Consider the following 15,432-nt stretch of genomic DNA (forward strand, 5'->3'; position numbering starts at 1 on the left):
AGGCTCGACACCCAAGGGGGTATAGCTCAGCTGGGAGAGCGCTTGCATGGCATGCAAGAGGTCAGCGGTTCGATCCCGCTTACCTCCACCAAAGTGTCGAGAAGGTACGCGCTGCGAATGCAGCAAAGTCCAAGGTTATGACCCTATCGTCTAGAGGCCTAGGACACCACCCTTTCACGGTGGCTACCGGGGTTCGAATCCCCGTAGGGTCGCCAGTTTTACTTCGGTGAAGCAGGCATGAGTCGTCAACACTCAGTTCCGCAAGGAGCAAACGTTGGCTACCAGGAGTGGTAGTTCAGTTGGTTAGAATACCGGCCTGTCACGCCGGGGGTCGCGGGTTCGAGTCCCGTCCACTCCGCCAAATTCCTCAGGGAAATCAAAAGGCTGCAATCGAAGGATTGCAGCCTTTTGTGTTTTTGCGCCCGTCATTGGCCTATTGATTGCCAATTTGCGCCGCTCTCGCAGTCAGCGAATAGGCCGACGCGCTCCATTTCTCCTTCAGTCACCCAATTGCTGCGTCCGGCGGTGTCCTTGCGTCGCGCGTCGAATTCGACCTATATCGTTGGCCCGGTTTTCATTTGGTGACAGAAGTGATACCTTGGTACTAACGACATCAACATCACACGCGTGCAGGTCGGCTGGGTCGACGGCACCGAGGAGCAGGGCCAATGAAGAGCATGGACGCCGAACAGATGGGCTCGTCGACTTATCGCGTTTGGCCGGCCGACCCGGCCAGCTTCAGCACGCGCAGATTGAGTCCGCTGCGGCACAACATCGACCAGCATCCGCTGTTCCAGCTGCCCGCGCTGCAGGAACTGGCGAACAGCCTGATGGACTCGGGCCAGTGCCGCTTCATCAAGCCGGGCACGACGCAGGGCTCGTCCTTCTCGCACGACTCGAAGCATCCACAGGGCCTGTCCATCGACCAAGTCTTCGAGCGCATCGAAGAGCCGGGCTCGTGGCTGGCGCTCTACAACGTGCAGACCGATCCGCGCTACCAGGCTGCGCTGCAGCGCATCGTCGATGACCTGCGGCCCGTCATCGAGCCCGAGCAGCCCGGCATCTTCCTGGTGACCGGGTTCATCTTCATCTCGGCGCCGCCTTCGGTCACGCCCTTCCACATCGATCGAGAGAACAATTTCTGGCTGCAACTGCGTGGGCGCAAGACCATGAACGTCTGGGACAACACCGACCGCGAGGTGGTGCCTGCGCCGGTGGTCGAGGACTTCATCGCCGGCGGCGTGCAGGTGCCTTACCAGGAGTCCTTCCGCGTCCGTAGCCACGAGTTCAACACCGGGCCGGGCGACGGCGTGTATTTCCCCAGCACTTCGCCGCATATGACGAAAACCGACACCAGTTGGGTGGCGCCAGGTGACGGCGTCTCGATCTCTCTGGGCGTCAATTTCTACACCTCGGTGACGCGGCGCACGGCGCGCGTGCACCAGTTCAACCGCGTCCTGCGCCGGCTGGGCATGGCGCCCGGATACCCAGGGCAATCGATAGCAGCCGACTCGATCAAGGCGCCCATGGGCCGCTGGCTGGCGGCAGCCCGCTATCGCCGCCTGGGTGCCACGCCGCCGCCCGGTTCGTACTGAGCCGTTTGCCGAGTCAGCGCCGCATGGCGTCGGCCAGGCTCACCGGCGGCGCGTCGTTGCCCCACGAGCCCCGCACGAAGGTGAGGACGGCAGCGATGTCCTGGTCGTCGAGCACCGGGCCGAAGGGCGGCATGCCGTAGGGCCGGGGATTGCCGGCCGTGGCGGGCAGGAAGCCGCCATGCCGCACGATCTGCACGAGGTTCGCCGGCGTTTCCATGTTCACCATGCGATTGCCGGCCAGGGGCGGGTAGGCGCCCGGCGCGCCTTCGCCCTTCTCGCCGTGGCAATAGGCGCAGCGCTGGTCGAAGATGGCGCTGCCGCGCGCCATCACGGCCCGGTCGCGTGCCAGCGGACCGGGTGGCCGCGGCGGCGGTGGTGCCTGCGGAAGCTGCCGCAGGTACTGCGCGATCGCGTTCAGGTCCTCGTCGCTCAGGTGCTGCGTGCTGCCCCAGACCACGTCGGCCATCGGGCCCATCACCGAGCCGCGTGCCGAGGTGCCGTTCTTCAGCAGGCCCACGATCTGCTCTGGCGCCCAGTCGGCCACGCCGGCTTCGGCGGATGAATTGAGCGCGGGCGCATACCAGTTCTCGCCGGGGATCAGGCCGCCGGAAAGGCCGCGGCCGTCGAGCGTGGCGCCCAGCGAATTGCGTGCGCCATGGCAGGCGATGCAGTGGGCCGCGCCTTGCACCAGGTAGGCGCCGCGATTCCACTCGGCGTTTTTCGATTCGTCCTTCTCGTAGACGCCCGGCTTGAACGAGAGGGCGCGCCACACGGCCAGGGCCAGCTGCGTGTTGTAGGGAAAGCGCAGCGCATGCGGCGTGTCGGGCCGGTCCGAGGGCGGCACGGTGCGCAGGTAGGCGTAGAGCGCGTCCGAGTCCTCGCGCGTCATCCGGGTGAAGCTGGGGTAGGGAAAGGCGGGGTAGAGAAGGTGCCCGTCCTTGGCGCGGCCGTTGTGCATCGCGCGCCAGAAGTGGTCCACGCTCCAGTTGCCGATGCCATGCGCTTCATCGGGTGTCAGGTTGCTCGAGTAGATGGTGCCGAAGGGGGTGCCGATGCCCAGGCCGCCGGCATAGGCCGCGCCGCCGCGCACCGTGTGGCAGCCGGCGCAGTTGCCGGCCAGCGCGAGGTAGCGCCCGCGCTCCACGAGGGCCTTCGTGGCCTCGAAAGGCGTAGGCGTGGGCGGCAGCTTGTCTTCGCCGCGCAGGTTCATCGCCACCAGCCCGAGTGCCGCCAGGGCGAGCAGCAGGCCCAGCGCGATGACAACGAAGAGGAGGCGTCGCAGCATGAATCGGATCAGCTTCTGGGCATGGCGCTGCACTTCATCGGCAGCGGCGCCGGCGGCGCTGCGGCCGCCTTCGTGTTCGCGGGCACCGGCTGGATCGCCAGCCAGCTGGCCACCGCGTTGATGTCGGCGGTGTTGAGCTTGCGGCCCACGTCGGTCATGCAGTCCGGCGCCAGGGCATGCCGGTCGTCGGTGAGCCAGGCGCCCAGCTGCGATGCGATGTACAGCCGGGGCAGCCCCAGGAGCGGCGGCACGCCCGGCTGCACGCCCATCAAGGCGCCGCCATGGCAGGCCACGCAGGCCGGAATGCCGCGCGCCGAATCACCTTTTTGCGCAAGCTGCCGTCCGCGCTCCAGCATGTCGGCACTGGCATCGGTGGTCGTGCTGACGCGCGGGTAGGGCAGGTTGACGCCGGCGAAGTACTCGGCGATCTCGCGCAGGTAGTCGTCCGAAAGATGACGCGTCATGTAGACCATGTCCGTCTGGAAGCGCCGGCCGTCGCGAAAGCTCTGCAGCTGGTTGAAGAGATAGCCCGCGGGCTTGCCGGAGAGGCGCGGGAAATAGCCAGACGCGGTGCTCGACCCCTCGCGGCCGTGGCAGGCGATGCACGCTGCCACGCGCTGCTCGATGGTGTCCGGCACGGCCGCGGCCCAGGCGCCGAAACCCGCCAGCGCCAGGGCGAAGCCTGCGAGCAGATTGCGTCGAACGGACGGCGTCGTCTTCATCATCGAACACCATTCGACCACAATTGCCCGCCCGGTGGAGCAGGGCAATTTGACTCAGGGCGCCGGGACCGCCGCCTTCTTGCGGCCGAGCTTGACCAGCCCCGTCGACAGCGCCACGCCGCAGACGATGACCAGCGCGCACATCAGCATCCAGGTGGTGATTTCCTCATCCAGGAAGATTGCGCCGTAGAAGACGGCGAACACCGGCACCAGGAAGGTCACGGTGAGCGCGCGCTGGGGCCCTGCCGTTGCGATGAGCCGGAAGAACAGCACGTACGCCAGCCCCGTGCAGGCCACGCCCACTGCCAGCAGCGCCAGCCAGGCACGCGTGCTGGGCATCTGCGCCGGCCAGAAGTACCAGGTGGGCAGCAGCAGCGCCAGGCTGGCGCCCAGCTGGCTGCCTGCCGCGGTGGCGAAGGCCGGCACCCCGGTCAGGTAGCGCCGCGTGGCACTGGCCGAGACGCCGTAGCTGAGGCACGCGCCCAGGCAGGCCAGCACGGCCCACACCGGCGAGATGCCGCTGCCGCTCTTGAAGCCCGCGCTGTGCCCCGCCAGCAGCGCCACACCGACGAAGCCGATGCCCAGGCCGACGAGTCGGGAGTTGTCCGGCCGTTCGCGGAACCAGGCCCAGGCCACGAGCGCGCCGAACATCGGCACCGTGGCGTTGAGCACCGCCGCCAGGCCGCTGTTGATGCTCAGCAGCGCAAAGGCGAAGAGCGCGAAGGGCAGCCCCGAGTTCGAGACGCCCACCAGCATCGCCGCCTTCCAATGGCGCGCGAAGTCGCCGGCCTGGCCGCGCAGCCACATCAGCGGCAGCAGCACCAGCGCGGCGATGCCCACGCGCACGCCGGCGGTGGGCACCGCGCCGAACTCCGCGGCGCCGATGCGCATGAACAGGAAGGACGCGCCCCAAAGCGCGCCCAGCAGCACCAGGTCGAGGGCCCAGCCGGGCGTCTTCTTCTTTTCCGTCGAGGCCGCAGGCACCGATGTCACGGGCGCCTGCGCGCATTCACCTTCACTCATCGCGTCGCCGCCCCTTCCAGCTTCAGCAGTCGGGTCTTGCGCTCCAGTCCGCCGGCGTAGCCGGTGAGCGAGCCGTCCGAACCCACCACGCGGTGGCAGGGCACCACCACGCTGAGCGGGTTGCGTCCCACGGCCGCGCCCACGGCGCGCACCGCCGCCGGCTTGCCGATGTCGGCGCCCAGCCGCCCGTAGCTCGTGGTGCCGCCGCGCGGAATGCGAAGCAGCGCCTGCCACACGGCCTGCTGGAAGCCGGTGCCATGCGACAGGTCCAGCGCCACGTCGAAGTCGTCGCGGCGGCCTTCGAAGTAGGCCGACAGCTGCATCGCGGCCTGGGCGAGCACCGGATGTTCCGGCGCAGGGATCCATCCGCTGGCGTCGGGCGAATGGCGCTGCTCGTCGAACCACACGCCGGCCAGCCCGTTGTCGGTGGCCGCCAGGGTGACGCCGCCCAGCACGGTCTCCATGTGTAGGGTGTAGATGGGAATCTTCTTGTTGAATTTCATGATCTCGATTCTCCGTTCAGGTTGTGACCGCGTCCGCGAGGGGCGCGTCTTGGGGGTTGGATGTGGCGGCGGCGGGTGGCGTATGCCAGGCCCGCAGCACCGCGTAGCTGCGCCAGGGCTGCCAGGCCTGGGAAGCCTGTGCCGCGGCCTTGGCGCCGCCCACGCCCAGGGCCTTCTGCAGCGCGATGTCGCCGGAGGGGAAGGCGTCGGGCCAGCGCAGGGCGCGCATGGCGATGTATTGGGCAGTCCAGTCGCCGATGCCGGGCAGGGCCTGCAGGGCGAGCAGTGTCAGGGGCACGTCGGCCCCGGCGTGCAGACGCAGGCGCCCGTCGCGCGTCTCGCGGGCCAGCGCCTGCAGCGCGCCCTGGCGCTGGCGCACGATGCCCATGCGCCCGAGCAGGTCGGGGTCGGCGTCGGCGAGCGCGGCCGGAGACGGGAACAGGCGGGTCAGCCCCTCGATCGGCGTCTCGATGGGCTCGCCCAGCGCTTCCACCAGCCGTGAACCCAGCGTGCGGGCCGCTGCCACGGTGATCTGCTGCCCCAGCACGGCGCGCACCGCCAGCTCGAAGCCATCCACCGTGCCGGGCACGCGCACGCCGTCGCCCAGCGGGAAGCTGGCATGCAGCGTGGCGTTGATGGCCATGGGCTCGGCGTCCAGGTCCAGCATGCCGCGCACGCGGCTGATCACGATGGGCAGCACGCCGGCCAGCGATTCGCTCACCTGCAGCAGCGCCTGCTGGCGGTCTACGTCGATCTCCACGCGCAGCCAGCCGGTGTGGGTGGCGCCGCCATGCGTCACGCGCAAGGTGCGGGCGTAACCGGGCCTGGCGCCGGGCAACGGCGTCTCGACGCCGCGCAGGGCCCGGCGGCCGAAGAAGTCGATCATGGCCGCGTGGTCGTAGGGCGGCCGGTAGCCGATGCGCACCTCGATGGCCTGCCGCCTGCCGGCGCCGTTCTCGTGCTCGCCTGCCCGGCGCATGGCGCTGGGGTTGAGGCCGTAGTGCTCGATGAAGGCCGCGTTGAAACGCCGTACGCTGGCGAAGCCGCTGGCCAGCGCCACCTGCGTCATCGGCAGCTGCGTGTCGGCGATGAGCTGCTTGGCCGCCAGCAGGCGCCGCGTCTGCAGGTACTGCAGCGGCGAAACGCCAAATTGCGCCTCGAAGATGCGCCGCAGGTGCCGGTCGCTCACGCCCAGGCGCTGCGCGATGCGGGCGGCGCCCGGCGCATCGCCCTCGGCCGCGTCGGGCCAGGCATCGGGTTCGTCGATGAGCCGCGCCGCCTGCAGGGCCAGGATGCGCGAGGCATCCTGGGTCGACCAGCTGGCCGCACGCGGGGCCAGTTCGGGCCGGCAGCGCAGGCAGGGCCGGAATCCCGCCGCCTCGGCCTGGGCCGCGTGGCGGAAGAAGCGGCAGTTCTCGCGCCGCGGCGTCTTCACCTTGCACACCGGCCGGCAGTAGATGCCGGTGGTGGTCACGGCGGTGAAGAAACTGCCGTCGAATCGTGCATCGTGCGCCTTGAGGGCCAGGTAGCAGGCGTCGCTCTCGAGTTCGGGGGTGGTCATGGGTCGATGGTAGGCCGATCGGCCTGCAGGACTGGCCATTTTCGGACATGTGAGCCGCTACCCCGGCGCCTACAATGAACGTCCCTCAGTTGAAACTAAAGAAGCAGGGTGACCATGAAGTTCAGCGCCTCCATCTTCAAGGCCTACGACATTCGCGGCGTGGTTCCGAGCACGCTCGACACCACGGTGGCCGAGGCTCTTGGCAAGGCCTTCGGCGCCGCAGCCCGCGCCGCCGGCGAGAAGAGCGTGGCCGTGGGCCGCGACGGCCGCCTGTCCGGCCCCCAGATCAGCGAAGCCCTCATCCGCGGCCTGGTGGCCACCGGCGTCGAGGTGATCGACGTCGGCGCCGTCACCACGCCCATGCTCTACTTTGCCGCCAGCACGCTGTGCACCAGCGGCATCCAGGTCACGGGCAGCCACAACCCCAAGGACTACAACGGCTTCAAGATGGTGCTGGCCGGCCGCGCCATCTACGGCGACGAGATCCAGGGCCTGCGCAAGGTCATGGAAGACGACAGCGCCCCGCTGGCCGCAGGCGGCAGCGTGCGCAAGGTCGACGTGCTGGCCGACTACACCAAGCGCATCGTGGGCGACGTGAAGCTCGCCCGCCCGCTCAAGATCGTGGTGGACTGCGGCAACGGCATTGCCGGCGCCTCGGCCCCCGCCATCTTCCGCGCCCTGGGCTGCGAGGTGACCGAGCTGTTCAGCGAGGTGGACGGCGAATTCCCCAACCACCATCCCGACCCCAGCAAGCCCGAGAACCTGCGCGACCTGATCGCCGCGCTGCAGAAGGGCGATGCCGAGCTGGGCCTGGCCTTCGACGGCGACGGCGATCGCCTGGGCATCGTCACCAAGGACGGCCAGAACATCTTCCCCGACCGCCAGATGATGCTGTTCGCCAAGGACGTGCTCTCGCGCGTGCCGGGCGGCAAGATCATCTACGACGTGAAGTGCTCGCAGCGCCTGGCGCCCGCCATCGAGGCGGCCGGCGGCGAGGCCGTGATCTACAAGACCGGCCACTCCCTCATCAAGGCCAAGATGCGCGAAGTGAATTCGCCACTGGGCGGCGAGATGAGCGGCCACATCTTCTTCAAGGAGCGCTGGTTCGGCTTCGACGACGGCACCTATGCCGGCTGCCGCCTGCTGGAGATCCTGAGCAAGAGCCCCAATGCCAGCGACGTGCTCAACGCGCTGCCCACCAGCTTCTCCACGCCTGAGCTCAACGTGGCCTGCGCCGAGGGCGAGCCGCACCAGGTGGTGGAAGAGCTCACCCGCAAGGCCAGCTTCGCTGCGCCGGCCAAGGTGCTCACCATCGACGGCGTTCGGGTGGATTGGCCCGACGGCTTCGGCCTGATCCGCGCCTCCAACACCACGCCGGTGCTGGTGCTGCGCTTCGAGGGCCAGACCCAGGCGGCGCTGGACCGCATCGAGCACGACATGCTGGCACTCCTGAAGTCGGTCAAGCCCGACGCCAAGCTGGCCGCCGCCGCGCACTGATGCACGCGGCTGCCGTTACCGAATCTCGCTTCGTCTAGTTCCTTCCAGCGGCAGCGGCCCGGCCCGGCCGAGTCCGCCGCTGCTCCCGATGCGGGGGCATGGAAGGCATCGTGCGAAGCCCAATGGATCGCTGATTTGCATTCTCTCTTGTTGCGCCTGTACGGCGCCGCCACCTGGCTGCTGCAGCCGATGCTGCGACGCAAGCTGCGACGCCGCGCCGTGGCCGAACCGGGCTACGCCATCGCGGTGGAAGAGCGCTTCGGCCATTACGACGAAGCCATCTCCGGCACCGGCTGGGTCTGGATCCATGCCGTGTCGCTGGGCGAGACCCGTGCCGCCGGCATCCTCATCGATGCGCTGCGCCACCAGGACCCTTCGCTTCGCGTGCTGCTCACCAACGGCACTGCCACCGGCCGCGAGGAAGGTGCCCGCCTGCTGGGCCCCAACGACCTGCAGATCTGGCAGCCCTGGGACACGCCCGAGGTGGTGCGCCGCTTCCTCGACCGCTTCCGCCCGCGCATCGGCATCCTGATGGAAACCGAGATCTGGCCGGTGCTCACCGCCGAATGCGCGCGGCGCGGCATTCCACTGGTGCTGGCCAACGCGCGGCTGAACGAGAAGTCGCTGGCCTCGGCCAAGCGCCTGGCGTGGATTGCGCGGCCCACCTATGCCTCGCTGGCCGCGGTGTGGGCGCAGACCGAGGCCGATTCGCACCGGCTGGTGTCGGCCGGCGCGCGGGTCGACGGCGTGTTCGGCAACCTCAAGTTCGACGCCACGCCCGACTCGCTGCAGCTGGGCCGCTCCGCGCGCCTGCGCGAAAAGCTGCCCAAGCCGGTGGTGGTGTTCGCCAGCTCGCGCGACGGCGAGGAGCGCCAGCTGCTGGAGGTTTTGCAGCACCTGCGGCACTCGCCGCCGGTGGGCTGGTCGCCCGCGGCCGGCAAGAAGGTGCACCTGCCCATCCAGTCGGTGCAGTGGATGATCGTGCCGCGCCATCCGCAGCGCTTCGACGAGGTGGCGTCGCTCATCGAGTCCAAGGGTTTCGTCTGCGCCCGCCGCAGCGCCCAGGCGGCGGCGGAAGGCAGCGACACCGAGATCTGGCTGGGCGATTCGCTGGGCGAGATGGCGCTGTATTACGGCCTGGCCGACGTGGCGCTCCTGGGGGGCAGCTTCGAGCCGCTGGGCGGGCAGAACCTGATCGAGGCCGCGGCCTGCGGCTGCCCGATCATCATGGGGCCCTCCACCTTCAATTTCGCCGAAGCGGCCGAGTTGTCGCTGGCCGGCGGGGCCTCGATGCGCGTGGACGACATGGAGGAGGCGGTGGTGGGTGCGCTCACCCTGCTGGCCGACCCGGTGCGGCAGAACACGATGGTGCAGGCCGCGCTGACCTTCTCGTCGGCCCACCGCGGCGCCGCGGCGCGCACCGCAGCGGCCATCGGCACGTTGCTGGCGCGGCAGCCGGAGCCCTCGCTCAGCGAGGCGCGCGAACCGGAGGCGGCGTAACGCCCGTCGGCGGCTGCACATTGGCCGGCGGCACGGGCACCGGACTCTGCGTGGCGGCCGAGGGCTGGTCGGGCGAGGCGCTCGCGCCGGCATTGCCGGGCGCCGCCAGCGAGCCGTTGATCGGCTGCAGGTCGCTTTCGACCAAAGTGCCGTTGGCCTGGCGCAGTCGCAGGTTGCCCATCAGCACGTTGTAGCGCGCGGCGGCCAGGTCGCGGCGCGTCTGGAACAGCTGGCTCTGCGAGTTCAGCACGTCGATGTTGATGCGCACGCCCACCTGGTAGCCCAGGCGGTTGGCGTCCAGCGCGCTCTGGCTGGAGGCCTCGGCCGCTTCCAGCGCCTTCACCTGGCCGGCGCCGGCAACCAGGCCCAGGTAGGCCGTGCGGGTGGCCTGCGTGACGTTGCGGCGCGTGGCCTCGAGCTGGGAGCGCGACTGGTCTTCCAGCGACAGCGTTTCCTTGATGCGGTTCTCGGTGGCGAAGCCCGCGAACAGCGGCAGGTTGAACACCACGCCGATGCTGGCGGCGTTCACGCGGATGCCCTGCAGCGAGGTGCTGGTGGTGGTGCCGCTGGGGTTGTTGGTGACGTTGTAGCCCAGCTGCGCGTCCAGCGTGGGCTTGTGGCCGGCGCGGGCCTTGTCCACCTCCAGGTGCGCCACCTCGAGGTTGCGCTGCGCCTGGATGATGGAGGGGTGGCCGTCCTCGGCCTGGCGCACCCACTGGTCCACGTCGGTCGGCGGCGGCGGCAGCACCACCGGCGCGGCCAGCGGAATGGGCGTGGCATTGACCCGGCCCACCAGCTGGTCGAGCGCGATGCGCCTGATCTGCAGGTCGTTGAGCGCCGAGATCTCCTGCGCCACCACCAGGTCGTAGCGGGCCTGGGCTTCGCGGGTGTCGGTGATGGTGGCCGTGCCCACCTCGAAGTTGCGCTTGGCAAAGGCCAGCTGCTCGTTGGTGGCGACCTTCTGCGCCCGCACCAGCGCCAGCGAATCCTGGCTGGCCAGCACGTCGAAATAGGCCTGGCTCACGCGCACGATCAGGTCCTGGTCGGCCAGCGTCAGCTGCGTCTGCGCGATGTCGACCTGGCGCTTGCCCTGCTCGTAGGTGGCCCAGTTGGCAGGCCGGTACAGCGGCTGCGTGGCGTTGATGCCGGCGCTTTCCTGCGGGATCGTGCGGTTGGTGCTGCCGAAGTTCTCCACCCGCAGTTCCTGCTCGGTGCGCGAGGCATTGGCCGACAGGCCCACCGAAGGCAGGATGCCGGCCTTGGTCTGCGCAGCACGCGCGAGGGCCGCCTCGTAGGCCGAGCGGGCCCCCTGGTAGGTGGCGTCGTAGCCGCGGGCGGCGTCGTAGAGTTCGATCAGGCTTTGGGCATGGACGGGTGCTGCGAAGGCGGCGAGGGCAGCGGTCAACGCGCAGCAGAGTGGTGCAAGCCGAAGCCTGGGCATGAAGGGGTCCTTGTGGAGTGGTGAATTCAGTAGCGCGGCACCGCCGGGTCGAACTGCCGGGCCCAGGCGTCGATGCCGCCGGCCACGTTGGCCAGGTCGGGGAAGCCGTGCTGGCTGAGGTAGGCCGCCACATGCTGGCTGCGTGCGCCGTGGTGGCACAGGCAGGCGATGCGGCCGTACGGGGCCAGCTCGGCCATTCGCGCGGGAATCTGGTTCATCGGGATCGCCAGCAGTGTGTAGCCCTTGGGCGTCACGCTGGCGGTCTGGACCTCCCAGGGCTCGCGCACGTCCAGCAGCAGCGCCTGGCCCCCGGCATCGCGGCCGAACCACTCGGCGAGATCGGCGGGGAGTACTTGTTCGATCATGGCAGGCGGCTTCAGAAGTTGAAGCGCGAAGGCTCGGGGAAGTTGAGCAGTCGCGGCGCCACGGTGTCCCAGGGCTGCAGCGTGTCCCACTGGCCTTCGCTCACGCGGGTGATGAAGTGGGCGCGCATCATGGGCTCGTCGCCGACGATGGCGGCCAGGCGGCCACCGATCTTCAGCGAGCCCAGCAGGTTCTGCGGCACGCGAGCGACCGAGCCGCTGAGCACGATCACGTCGAAGGTGGGGCCGCTGGGCAGGGGCTTGGAACCATCGGCCGCGCGGACCTCGACATTGCCCACGCCGTTGGTGCGCAGGTTCTTCTCGGCGGCCGCGGCCAGCTGCGGGTCGATCTCCAGCGACAGCACCTGGGCGGCGCGGGCGGCCAGCATGGCGGCCATGAAGCCCGAGCCCGTCCCGATTTCCAGGACCGATTCGTTCTTCTGCACGTGCAGGTCCTGCAGCATGCGGGCTTCCACCTTCGGCGAAAGCATCACCTGGCCCGGGCCTTCGCCCAGCGGGATCTCCATGTCGAAGAAGGCCAGGCCGCGGTGAGCTGCGGGCACGTAGTCTTCGCGGCGGATGTTGTTCAACAGCTCGAGAATCTCGAAATCGAGCACGTCCCAGGGACGGATCTGTTGCTCGATCATGTTGAAGCGCAGGCGTTCGAGATCTGTGGTGGTGTTCATGATGGTGGCTTCCTTTCGCGAGGCTTGACTCAGGGCAAACCTTCAATTTTAGGCAAGGCCGGGGTGGGTTTGTCCGGAACACCGCCAAAGCGGCGCTTGGCCCAGGCGGCGAGGTCGTCCATGTAGCAATAGACCACCGGCACCACCACGAGCGTCAGCAGGGAGGAAGTGATGACACCGCCGATCACCGCCTGGCCCATGGGCGCGCGCTGCTCGGCGCCTTCGCTCAGCGCAAAGGCCAGCGGAACCATGCCGAAGATCATGGCCAGCGTCGTCATCAATATGGGCCGCAGGCGCACGCGGGCGGCCATCAGCAGGGCTTCCTCGCGGCCCATGGGCGGCGTGCCGTCCTCGTGAGGTTCGCGGGCCCGGATGGCGAAGTCCACCAGCAGGATGGCGTTCTTGGTCACCAGGCCCATCAGCATCACCACGCCGATGATCGAGAACATCGACAGCGTGGAGCCGAAGCCCATCAGCGCCAGCACCACGCCGATGAGCGTGAGCGGCAGCGCGGTCATCAGCGCCAGCGGCTGCAGGAAGCTCCTGAACTGGCTGGCCAGGATCATGTAGATGAAGATCACCGCCATCGCCAGGGCCGAGACGGCGTAGCCGAAGGACTCCTGCATGTTCTTGGTCGAGCCGCTGAACTGATAGCCGTAGCCGGGCGGGAAGGCGACGTCGGCCAGCGCCTTGCGGATGTCGCCCGAGACCTCCCCGGCCGAGCGCCGGTCCACGTTGGCGTTGATGGCCACCTCGCGCGCCATCGAGCGGCGGTTGATCTGGTTGGGGCCGGTCGATTCGCGCACCTCGGCCACCTGCGAGAGGCGCACGAAGCGGCTGGAGCCGTCGGCGTTGGCGCCCATGGTGGTGCTCAGGAAGGGCAGGCGGGCCAGGTCGGCCGGCGCGTTGCGCACCTCGGGTGCCAGGCGCACGTTCACGTCGTAGGTCTGGTCGTCGGGTGCGCGCCAATTGCCCACCGTGGTGCCGGCCACCAGTGTGCGCAGGGCGGCGGCCACCGGCGCCACGCCCAGGCCCAGGTCGGAGGCGGCGTCGCGGCGCATCACCACGCTCACCGTCGGCTTGTCGGGCTTGAGGCTGGAGTCCAGGTCCACCAGGCCGGGGATGCCGCGGATCTTCTCCCGCACCTCGCCGGTCAGCCGCTCCAGTTCCTTCAGGTCGGGGCCCTGCAGCGAGAACTCGATGGGCTTGTTGCCGCCCACCGCGTCGCGCAGGCCCACGTGGGTGACGGTGATGCCGGGCACGGCGCGCAGCTTGTCGCGCAGCACCACCGACAGCTGGTCCACGCTGCGGCTGCGCTGCTTGCGGTCCACCAGGCGCACGTAGACGCTTGCGTAGATCTTGCCCTGCGCGTCGCCGCTGTTGATGGTGGTGAGCGTGTAGCGCACCTCGGGCATGTCGTGCAGGATCTGGTCGACCTGCCTGGCACGTGCCTCGGTCACTTCCAGCGAGGAACCCACCGGCGTGTAGAAGCTGATGGCCGTCTCGGAGTAGTCGGCCTTGGGCACGAACTCGGTGCCCAGCAGCGGCACCATGAAGATGCTGGCCACGAAGATGCCCGCGGCGGCCAGCAGCGTGGCGAGCTTGTGCCGGAGCGACCAGCGCAGGATGCCCTGGTAGGCCTCGGCCAGCTTCTCGGTGGCCGTGTCGAACCAGCCGGTGACGCGGCCGATGGTCTTGTCGTAGAAGCCCTGCGGCGGGCCCTTGGGCTTGCCGTGGCGGTCGATGGCCGGGTCGTGCCAGATGCTCGACATCATCGGGTCCAGCGTGAAGCTCACGAACATCGAGATCAGCACCGCCGCCACGATGGTAATGCCGAACTCGTGGAAGAACTTGCCGATGATGCCGCCCATGAAGCCGATGGGCAGGAACACCGCCACGATCGACAGCGTGGTGGCCAGCACGGCCAGGCCGATCTCCTGCGTGCCTTCGAGTGAGGCCTTGTAGGGGCTCTTGCCCATCTGCACGTGGCGCACGATGTTCTCGCGCACCACGATCGCGTCGTCGATCAGGAGGCCCACGCACAGCGACAGGGCCATCAGCGTCACCATGTTGATGGTGAAGCCGAACATCTGCATGAACCAGAAGGTGCCGATCAGCGCGATGGGCAGCGTCAGGCCGGTGATGACGGTGGAGCGCCACGAATTGAGGAACAGGAACACGATCAGCACCGTGAGCAGCGCGCCCTCGATCAGCGTCTGGCGCACGTTCTGCACCGCCACGCGGATCGGCCGCGACGCATCGCCGATGGGCTCGAGCTTCACGCCGGGCGGCAACTGGGCCTGCATGTCCTTCAGGGCGCCGTTCAGGCCGTCGACCACCGCGATGGTGTTCTCGTCCTGCGCCTTCTGCACCGACAGCAACAGCGTGCGCTGGCCGTTGTAGAGGGCCAGGCTGTCGATTTCCTGCGCGCCGTCGTTGACCCGCGCCACCTGGTCGACCCGGATGGGCGCGCCGTTCTTGCGCGCGACGATGATCCTGCCGAAGTCCTCCGGCCGCTCCATGCGCGCGTCGATCTGCACCACGCGCTCCTGCGTCAGCGAGCGCACCGCGCCCACCGGCAGGGCCTGGTTCTCGTTGCGCACCGCGGCCACCACCTGGTCGGCGCTGATGCCGAAGGCCTCCATGGCCTGCGGATCGAGGTAGATGTTGATCTCGCGCTTGGTGCCGCCCACCAGCGTGACCGAGCCCACGCCGCGCACGTTCTCCAGGCGCTTCTTCAGCACCTGGTCGGCCCAGTTGGTGAGTTCCACCGCGCTGGGCTGGCGGGCGTTCTTGTCACCCTCTACCGAATTGGGCAGCACCGCCACCGACCACACCGGCCGCGAGGCCGGGTCGAAGCGCAGCACGCGCGGCTCCTTGACCTCGTCGCGGAACAGCGGGCGCACCGAGGCCACCTTCTCGCGCACGTCGTCGGCCGCCTTGCGCCCGTCCACGTACAGCTGGAATTCGATGATGACCACCGACTGCCCCTCGTAGCTGCGCGAGGTGAGGGCGTTGATGCCGGCGATGGAGTTGACGCCTTCCTCCACCTTCTTCGTCACTTCGCTCTCGACGATCTCGGGCGAGGCGCCGGGGTAGTCGGTGATGACCACGACCACCGGGAAGTCGATGTTGGGGAACTGGTCGACCTGCAGGCGCTGGTAGGAGAACAAGCCCAGCACCACCAGGGCGAGCATGACCATGGTCGCGAAGACCGGATTCTTCAGGCTGACGCGGGTGAACCACATGGCTGTTCG

The 15,432-nt window shown here is 68.8% G+C and carries 12 protein-coding genes and 3 tRNA genes; 6 read left to right on the forward strand and 9 right to left on the reverse strand.

All coding sequences use genetic code 11. The features are described 5' to 3' along the window. Positions 1-15: 15 nt before the first annotated feature. The 4 genes from BM345_RS01235 (at position 16) to BM345_RS01250 (ending at position 1,595) form a co-directional block, all read left to right on the forward strand. A tRNA-Ala gene (locus BM345_RS01235) sits at positions 16-91 on the forward strand. A gap of 48 nt (positions 92-139) precedes the next feature. Next, positions 140-215 (forward strand) — tRNA-Glu (locus BM345_RS01240). A 69-nt stretch (positions 216-284) separates the two neighbouring features. After that, positions 285-361, forward strand: a tRNA-Asp gene (locus BM345_RS01245). Between the two features lie 307 nt (positions 362-668). Continuing rightward, positions 669-1,595: a cupin gene (locus tag BM345_RS01250; protein WP_093374701.1), complete on the forward strand. Its 927-nt coding sequence runs from the start codon at positions 669-671 to the stop codon at positions 1,593-1,595. A gap of 13 nt (positions 1,596-1,608) precedes the next feature. Here BM345_RS01250 and BM345_RS01255 read toward each other — a convergent pair whose 3' ends face one another. The 5 genes from BM345_RS01255 to BM345_RS01275 are packed head-to-tail and all read right to left on the reverse strand — an operon-like array spanning position 1,609 to position 6,689. After that, positions 1,609-2,880, reverse strand: coding sequence for a c-type cytochrome (locus BM345_RS01255; RefSeq protein ID WP_093375256.1), 1,272 nt, complete (start codon positions 2,878-2,880; stop codon positions 1,609-1,611). A gap of 8 nt (positions 2,881-2,888) precedes the next feature. Continuing rightward, positions 2,889-3,602, reverse strand: coding sequence for a c-type cytochrome (locus BM345_RS01260; protein WP_093375258.1), 714 nt, complete (start codon positions 3,600-3,602; stop codon positions 2,889-2,891). Between the two features lie 54 nt (positions 3,603-3,656). Further along, complete coding sequence (locus BM345_RS01265; RefSeq protein ID WP_093374703.1) at positions 3,657-4,625, reverse strand: DMT family transporter; 969 nt, start codon at positions 4,623-4,625, stop codon at positions 3,657-3,659. Further along, positions 4,622-5,128 carry a methylated-DNA--[protein]-cysteine S-methyltransferase gene (locus BM345_RS01270; protein ID WP_093374705.1) on the reverse strand — a complete coding sequence of 169 codons (507 nt, stop codon included), beginning with the start codon at positions 5,126-5,128 and terminating at the stop codon, positions 4,622-4,624. The genes BM345_RS01265 and BM345_RS01270 overlap by 4 nt, the downstream gene beginning before the upstream one ends. A 16-nt stretch (positions 5,129-5,144) precedes the next feature. Continuing rightward, complete coding sequence (locus tag BM345_RS01275) at positions 5,145-6,689, reverse strand: Ada metal-binding domain-containing protein (protein ID WP_093374707.1); 1,545 nt, start codon at positions 6,687-6,689, stop codon at positions 5,145-5,147. A gap of 114 nt (positions 6,690-6,803) precedes the next feature. Between BM345_RS01275 and BM345_RS01280 the strand changes: the two genes are divergently transcribed. Both BM345_RS01280 and BM345_RS01285 read left to right on the forward strand, forming a co-directional pair. Further along, positions 6,804-8,186, forward strand: coding sequence for a phosphomannomutase/phosphoglucomutase (locus BM345_RS01280; protein ID WP_093374709.1), 1,383 nt, complete (start codon positions 6,804-6,806; stop codon positions 8,184-8,186). Between the two features lie 135 nt (positions 8,187-8,321). Next, complete coding sequence (locus BM345_RS01285) at positions 8,322-9,686, forward strand: 3-deoxy-D-manno-octulosonic acid transferase (RefSeq protein WP_093374711.1); 1,365 nt, start codon at positions 8,322-8,324, stop codon at positions 9,684-9,686. On the opposite strand, the gene BM345_RS01290 is transcribed toward BM345_RS01285, so the two are convergent. From BM345_RS01290 to BM345_RS01305, 4 genes are read right to left on the reverse strand one after another with little or no spacing between them, the layout of a single operon-like run. Continuing rightward, positions 9,655-11,127: a TolC family outer membrane protein gene (locus tag BM345_RS01290; RefSeq protein WP_093374713.1), complete on the reverse strand. Its 1,473-nt coding sequence runs from the start codon at positions 11,125-11,127 to the stop codon at positions 9,655-9,657. The genes BM345_RS01285 and BM345_RS01290 overlap by 32 nt on opposite strands. A 26-nt stretch (positions 11,128-11,153) precedes the next feature. Beyond that, positions 11,154-11,492 (reverse strand): rhodanese-like domain-containing protein, encoded by a 339-nt coding sequence (locus tag BM345_RS01295; protein WP_093374715.1) that lies wholly within the window; start codon positions 11,490-11,492, stop codon positions 11,154-11,156. An 11-nt stretch (positions 11,493-11,503) separates the two neighbouring features. Further along, positions 11,504-12,175 (reverse strand): protein-L-isoaspartate O-methyltransferase family protein, encoded by a 672-nt coding sequence (locus tag BM345_RS01300; protein WP_093374717.1) that lies wholly within the window; start codon positions 12,173-12,175, stop codon positions 11,504-11,506. A 29-nt stretch (positions 12,176-12,204) separates the two neighbouring features. Next, positions 12,205-15,423: an efflux RND transporter permease subunit gene (locus BM345_RS01305; RefSeq protein WP_093374719.1), complete on the reverse strand. Its 3,219-nt coding sequence runs from the start codon at positions 15,421-15,423 to the stop codon at positions 12,205-12,207. Between the last annotated feature and the right edge of the window lie 9 nt (positions 15,424-15,432).

Origin of the sequence: Variovorax sp. OV329 (genome assembly GCF_900114785.1) — a bacterium.
Lineage (GTDB): Bacteria > Pseudomonadota > Gammaproteobacteria > Burkholderiales > Burkholderiaceae_C > Variovorax.